We start from the raw sequence: 776 nt of genomic DNA on the forward strand, positions 1-776 counted from the left end.
GCGCAGCAGTCGTCGCTGCAGGTGACGACGTCGGTCGCCGAAATCGCGGCGACGTCGCGCGAGCAGCAGGCGACCGCGAACGAAACCGCGGCGACGACGACCGAGATCGGTGCGACGTCGCGCGAAATTTTCGCGACGTCGCGCGACCTGCTGCGCACGATGAACGAGGTGGCCGGCGTGGCCGAGCAGTCGGCGACGCTCGCGGGCGTGAGCCAGAGCGGCCTCACGCGGATGGGCGAGACCATGCGCAGCGTGATGGACGCGGCCGGTTCGGTGAACGCGAAGCTCGCGATCCTCAACGAGAAGGCGCTGAACATCAACCAGGTCGTCGCGACCATCACCAAGGTGGCCGACCAGACCAACCTGCTGTCGCTGAACGCGGCGATCGAGGCCGAGAAGGCCGGAGAGTACGGCCGCGGCTTCGCGGTCGTCGCGACCGAGATCCGGCGCCTGGCTGACCAGACGGCGGTGGCGACCTACGACATCGAGCAGACGGTGAAGGAGATCCAGTCGGCCGTGTCGGCGGGCGTGATGGGGATGGACAAGTTCTCCGAGGAAGTGCGCCGCGGCATGCTCGACGTGCAGCAGGTCGGCGGGCAGCTGTCGCAGATCATCGCCGAGGTGCAGACGCTCGCGCCGCGCTTCCAGATGGTCAACGAAGGGATGCAGACGCAGGCGAACGGTGCCGAGCAGATCACGCAGGCGCTGTCGCAGCTGTCGGAAGCCGCGCAGCAGACGGCCGAATCGCTGCGCCAGTCGTCGCAGGCGATCGACGA

At 68.3% G+C, this 776-nt stretch carries 1 protein-coding gene; it reads left to right on the top strand.

Annotation, left to right across the window (positions count from 1 at the left end; genetic code table 11):
- A partial coding sequence (locus DIE17_RS37060; protein ID WP_260426353.1) for a methyl-accepting chemotaxis protein occupies positions 1–776 on the top strand: 776 nt, incomplete at both ends.

The organism is Burkholderia sp. Bp9099 (genome assembly GCF_003857805.1).
Taxonomy (GTDB): Bacteria; Pseudomonadota; Gammaproteobacteria; order Burkholderiales; family Burkholderiaceae; genus Burkholderia.